This window comes from Thermoflexus sp., assembly GCF_025055495.1.
Lineage (GTDB): Bacteria > Chloroflexota > Anaerolineae > Thermoflexales > Thermoflexaceae > Thermoflexus.
Window position 1 is genome coordinate 1 of the sequence record NZ_JANWXB010000241.1, and the last position, 5,765, is coordinate 5,765.

Genomic DNA, 5,765 nt, shown 5'->3' on the forward strand with positions numbered 1-5,765 from the left:
CTATATCATTCCAGCAAACGATGACGCCATTCGCTCGATTAAGCTGGTCACCCGCTTGGTGGCCGATGCGGTGGTGGAGGGCCTTCAGCTCCGCGAGAAGAGGGGCGTAACCGAGGTGGTGGAGGAGGAGATCGAGGAGGAGGTGCCCGCGCTGGAGCCGCGCCGCGTGTTTGAGGTTGAAGAAGAAGAGGAGGAGATCGAGGAGCCGGAGTTCGAGGAACTGGAAAGCTGAGCCGATCTCAGCGATCATGTCGAAACGAAGCCCGAGGGCTTTAGCCATAGTCTGATTTAGGGTTTTCAGGTGTGGGGCCAGGGACCTTTCATCCCCAGCCCCACACCCGAAAGACTTTTTCTCCCCTCTCTGTGGCCCAGAGGGCCGTGGGGAGGGGGGAGAAAGGGGGGCAATAGCCCCTCCGGACCAGTTTCAGTTCCCCAAATCTCCCATCCATAACTGGTCAAAGCACGAAGCAAAACGGTCGTCAAAACTTCCGCACTGGAGGGAGGTTCCTTGAACATCACAGTGGACATGGTCAAGCGTCTTCGGGAGATGACAGGGGCCGGCATCCTCGATTGTCGTAAGGCCCTGGAGGAGACGGGAGGAGATTTTGAAAAGGCCATTGATTACCTGCGGGAGAAGGGCTTGGCGCGAGCGGCCCGGAAGCTGGAGCGGACCGCTCGGGAAGGCCTGGTGGTGGCCTACGTGCATCCGGGCAATCGGGTGGGCGCATTGCTGGAGCTGAACTGTGAGACCGACTTCGTCGCTCGCACCCCTGAGTTCCAGCGGCTGGCCCATGATCTGTTGCTCCAGATCGCGGCCGCCAACCCTCGCTATATCCGACGGGAGGATATCCCAGCGGAGGTCCTGGAGCATGAACGTCAGATCTATCTGAAAGAGGCTCTGAACGAAGGCAAGCCCCCTCATATTGCAGAAAAGATCGCGGAGAACCGTCTGAGCCGGTTCATTCAGGAGACCTGTCTTCTGGAACAGCCTTTTATCAAGGATGAGGATCGCACAGTGGGCCAGGTGATCATGGAGGTGATTGCCCGGGTGGGTGAAAATATTGTGGTTCGTCGGTTCGCTCGATACGAACTCGGGGAGACCGTCGAGTAAAGGCAAAGGCCGGGCTCAAGGCCCGGCCTTTGCTTTAAAGCCTGCCGAAGGCGGATCGTATCCCGCGGAAACAATCAATCACCGATCAGACCGACGAAGGCTCATGCGAGGTAAGCCTCTTCCCCTTTTCTGGGGGGAGGATCCAGGGAGAAGGGGCCATCGGCGCAATATCCCACCTGCTGGTAGCGAAGCACTATTCCGCCTGCCCGGGCGCTTGGATCCAGAGGGAGGAGGAAAGTGATCTCAATGTCAAGCCCTAAATATCGTCGGATTCTCTTGAAGCTGGGCGGGGAAGCTCTGGCGGGCCCTGGAGGATTCGGGATCAGCCCGGAACGGGCAGCCGAGCTGGCCGCTCGCATTAAGGCCGTGAAAGAAATGGGGGTGGAGATCGCCATCGTCATCGGGGCTGGCAATCTGTGGCGGGGCCGCGATGGTATCGCTCACCGCATGGACCGGGCGACCGCGGATCAGATGGGAATGCTGGCCACGGTGATGAACGCGCTGGCCTTGCGGGATGCCCTGGAGCGCCTGGGGGTGCCCACCCGTGTCCAGACGGCCATCGAGATGCGGGCGATCGCGGAGCCTTACATTCGACTGCGGGCGATCCGCCATCTCGAAAAGGGCCGCGTGGTGATCCTGGGGGCCGGAACCGGAAATCCCTACTTCACGACCGACACCGCCGCTGCCCTGCGGGCCATGGAGATCCACGCCGACGTTCTCATCAAGGCCACCAAGGTGGATGGCGTGTATGACGATGATCCGATGGTGAACCCGAACGCCCGCAAATTTGATAAACTAACATACATAGAGGCCCTGAACCTGCGCCTGAAGGTCCTGGACAGCACGGCCCTGTCGCTGTGCATGGATCATAACCTGCCGATTATTGTCCTCGACTTATGGCAGCCGGATAGCCTGGAACGGGCGGTGAGGGGGGAGCCGGTCGGAACGCTCATCGATAGCTGATGGGAGCTACGCCGTTGGAAGCCCACGGGACGAGGTGAAATGGCTCCGCCCCCCTTGGATCCCTCCTTCTCAATACCCCTTTGGGCCCTGAGGAGGGGGATCCAAGATTTCCCTAGGGGCGGGCCGGGCGCCGAAGGAGCCTGGCTCTGTCCTCCAAACCTCCAGGAGGAAGTGAACGGCGTAACTCCTGTCCGGGTCGGATTCCATTCTTGGAATGGAGGTGGGAACCCGCGATGATCCCGAAACAGGTCTTCCGGGATGCGGAAGAACGTATGCGCAAGGCCATCCGGGTATTCGAGGACGAACTGAAGGGCATCCGCACCGGGCGGGCATCTCCTGCCCTGGTGGAACGGATCCCGGTGGAATACTATGGGACCCAGGTTCCTCTGGAGCAGCTGGCCATCATCCGGGCGCCCGAACCGAATTTATTGACCATCCAGCCCTACGATCCAAAAGCGTTGCAGGAGATCGAGCGGGCGATCCTGAAATCGGATCTGGGGTTGACCCCCAGCAACGATGGACGGATCATCCGTCTGGTTCTGCCCAGGCTGACGGAGCAGCGCCGACAGGAACTGGTCAAGCTGGTGCATAAGCGCCTGGAAGAGACCCGCATCGCCATCCGGAATATACGGCGGGATGCGCTGGAGGAGCTTCGGACCCGGCATAAAAACAAAGAGATGTCCGACGATGAGCTGGAGGAAGCCCGGGAAGAGGTCCAGAAGCTTACGGATCGTTATATCGAGGAAGCAGAGAAGGTGGCTCAGGCGAAAGAGAAAGAGATCATGTCGTTCTGAACAGCCCAATGGGCTGCGGAAAGGAAGTCCTCGGGGAGCTGAGGAGGCAACTGACGGCTGCCTCCTCAGCTCCCCGAAGCCCCCATACTGGCGTGGATCAATCGCTCAAGCCCTGCAGTGATATAAACTGGAGGAGGAGTTTGTGAGGCAGCAAAACGGTCGGCAAATGGAGACGATGTTGAAAATCCCGACTCATATCGCCATCATCATGGACGGCAACGGTCGATGGGCAAAAGCCCGGGGGCTCCCCCGATTGGCCGGGCACCGGGCGGGGACCGAGAACCTGCGGCGGGTGATTGAGGCATGCGCGGACCTGGGCGTCCGGATCCTCACGATCTATGCGTTCTCCACCGAGAACTGGCGCCGTCCCCCCGATGAGGTGTATGGCCTGTTCGGCATCCTGGAGCAAATGATCGATCGGGAGCTGGACAGCCTGGATCGAAATGGCGTGCAGATCCGTCATCTGGGCACCCTAGAGGGGGTGCCCGAGCGGCTCCAGCAAAAGATCCGGATGGCCATCGAACGAACAAAGGGGAACTCCCGGCTGATTTTATGTGTCGCTTTCAATTACGGCGGGCGTCAGGAGATCGTCGAGGCGGTCCGCCGGATCATTGCCGATGGCGTCCCTCCGGAGGCAGTAGACGAATCCACGATCTCCCGTTACCTGTATACGGCCGGGTTGCCTGATCCAGATCTCATTATCCGCACCAGTGGGGAGATGCGCCTGAGCAATTTCCTGTTGTGGCAGGCGGCTTACTCGGAGTTCTATGTGACCCCGGTTTACTGGCCGGATTTCGACCGAGAAGAGTTGTTGAAGGCGATCGAAGCCTACAGCCGGCGGGAACGCCGTTTCGGACAGATCAGCGAGCAACTGGCCACTCATCCTCCATCGCGTTAGCCGTGTTGCGTCAACGTCTCCTCGTTGCCCTCATCGCGATCCCCCTTCTAACTGCTCTGGTCCATCTGGGTGGATGGCTATGGGCCGGAGTGGTCAGCCTGATCCTGCTGGCCGCGGCCTGGGAATACACCCAACTGATCCGGCGGACAGGTTTCTCTCCCTCTTTAGGCTGGATGGGCCTGATGATCCTGGGCTTCCTGGGAGATGCGATGGCGATCCTCCCAAACTCCCGTCTGACCGAACTCACCCTCACGCTGATGCCCCCGCTGGCCCTCGTATGGTTCTGGTGGATCCGGCGCACCGCGCATCCCATCGCGGATTGGGCGTTCACCGCGGCTGGCGGTCTCTATCTGGGGTGGTTGGGACGTTCGTTCGTCTGGCTTCGGAACCTTCCGGAGCCTTACGGGCGCTGGTGGGTGGTTTTTATCCTGTTCACCACCTGGGCGGCGGACACCGGGGCGTATCTGGTGGGTCGACAGTGGGGTCAGCATCGGCTGGCTCCTCAGTGGAGCCCCGGTAAAACCTGGGAGGGATTCATCGGAGGATGCCTGGCCGGCCTTCTGGTAGGCGCCATCCTGGGTTTCCTCATTGAGCTCGGCGCGGGGCCCGGAGCCCTGTTAGGGCTACTGATCGGCAGCCTGGGGACTCTGGGGGACCTTTCCATCTCGGTTCTCAAGCGGCGAGCTGGAGTGAAGGATTCGGGGAATCTCTTTCCCGGGCATGGGGGCGTGCTGGATCGCCTGGACAGCCTGCTCTGGAGCGGCATGTTGGCTTATCTTTACGCTCACTGGATTCAGGGTTTCTGAAGGAAGGATGATCACCGGGTAACCGGGCGGACGGGGAGAAGATCGAGAGGCTCAGCATCGCCCCGCGCTTTTGTAGGGGCAACCCCCGTGGCTGCCCCCCATTCGTTTCCAGTTCAGCGAATCAAACCGGATGGATGGCTTTCATGACGAATGGCCTCCTGATCACCTTTGAAGGGCCCGAGGGAAGCGGCAAAACGACGATGGCGCGCTGGTTAAGCGACTTTCTCCGGCAGAAGGGATATCGGGTGCTCTTCACCCGCGAGCCGGGAGGGACGCCGGTGGGAGAGGCCATCCGTGAGCTGCTTCACGCCCACGAGCACGCGGATATGACCGCCCGGACGGAGGCGCTTTTGTTCTGCGCCGCCCGGGCGCAGCTGGTCGAACGGGTCATCCGGCCCTTTCTGGCGGAGGGAGGCATTGTGGTCAGCGACCGGTATGCGGATTCGACCCTGGCCTATCAGGGTTACGGTCGGGGCCTGGATCTGGAGGACCTGCAACATTTGAACCGGTTCGCGACGGGCGGTCTGAGGCCGGATCTTACTTTCCTGCTGGATATCGAGGTCGAACAGGGCCTGGCACGCCGTCGGGTTTCCGGGGACGCCTGGACTCGCCTGGATGCTCTCGAGCTCTCCTTCCACCAGCGGGTCCGGGAGGGATACCGGAGGATGGCGACGGCGGAGCCTGATCGCTGGGTGATCATTGATGCCTCCCAGCCGATGGGGGCGGTTCAGTCGGCGATCCTGGACCATCTTCGGCAGCGCCTGGGACTTTCCATCGAATGAAGCGTGCGGGCTTGCCTTTTTTCTCACCCCTCCCCGCAGCCCAAAGGTTCGCCGGGAGGGGAGAGAGGGGTTGGGGGATCGGAGGTCGCCTTCGGCGATTCCTACCCCCCAAACGAACCGGGAGTTACGCAGTTCGCTTCCTCAGGGAGTCTTCTCTCCCCCTCCCCATAGCCCTTTGGGCCGTGGGGAGGGGGATCCTGGAGAGTGGGGTTACTTCCACCTCATCCAAGCGGCTCCCGATGATGTAGTGCTTTGTCCAGTTATCAACTGGGGATTTGAGGAACCGAAGCGAGTCCGGAAGGCGATGGCCCCTCCCCCCTTTCCCCCCCTCCCCGCGGCCCACAGGGCCGGGGGGGGGGAGGAGAAAAATATCTTTCGGGGGCGGTGCGGGGGGCCCCAGGCCCCCGCACC

The 5,765-nt window shown here is 61.2% G+C and carries 7 protein-coding genes; all 7 read left to right on the plus strand.

Annotation, left to right across the window (positions count from 1 at the left end):
- Positions 1–232: 30S ribosomal protein S2 (locus NZM16_RS07885; RefSeq protein ID WP_295479757.1), on the plus strand; the 232-nt coding region annotated here is incomplete at its 5' end.
- A 276-nt stretch (positions 233–508) separates the two neighbouring features.
- Positions 509–1,111, plus strand: a complete 603-nt coding sequence (gene tsf / locus NZM16_RS07890) for a translation elongation factor Ts (protein WP_295452004.1) — start codon at positions 509–511, stop codon at positions 1,109–1,111.
- 246 nt (positions 1,112–1,357) lie between these two features.
- The gene (pyrH, locus tag NZM16_RS07895) at positions 1,358–2,074 is read left to right on the plus strand and encodes a UMP kinase (protein ID WP_295452037.1); all 717 of its coding nucleotides are present in this window, start codon (positions 1,358–1,360) and stop codon (positions 2,072–2,074) included.
- Positions 2,075–2,307: 233 nt separating this feature from the next.
- Positions 2,308–2,868: a ribosome recycling factor gene (frr, locus tag NZM16_RS07900; RefSeq protein ID WP_295479759.1), complete on the plus strand. Its 561-nt coding sequence runs from the start codon at positions 2,308–2,310 to the stop codon at positions 2,866–2,868.
- A 166-nt stretch (positions 2,869–3,034) separates the two neighbouring features.
- Positions 3,035–3,766, plus strand: coding sequence for an isoprenyl transferase (locus NZM16_RS07905; protein ID WP_367281018.1), 732 nt, complete (start codon positions 3,035–3,037; stop codon positions 3,764–3,766).
- 2 nt (positions 3,767–3,768) lie between these two features.
- Positions 3,769–4,572, plus strand: a complete 804-nt coding sequence (locus tag NZM16_RS07910) for a phosphatidate cytidylyltransferase (RefSeq protein WP_295479762.1) — start codon at positions 3,769–3,771, stop codon at positions 4,570–4,572.
- Positions 4,573–4,715: 143 nt separating this feature from the next.
- Positions 4,716–5,354, plus strand: a complete 639-nt coding sequence (gene tmk, locus NZM16_RS07915; RefSeq protein WP_295479765.1) for a dTMP kinase — start codon at positions 4,716–4,718, stop codon at positions 5,352–5,354.
- The last annotated feature ends 411 nt before the right edge of the window (positions 5,355–5,765 follow it).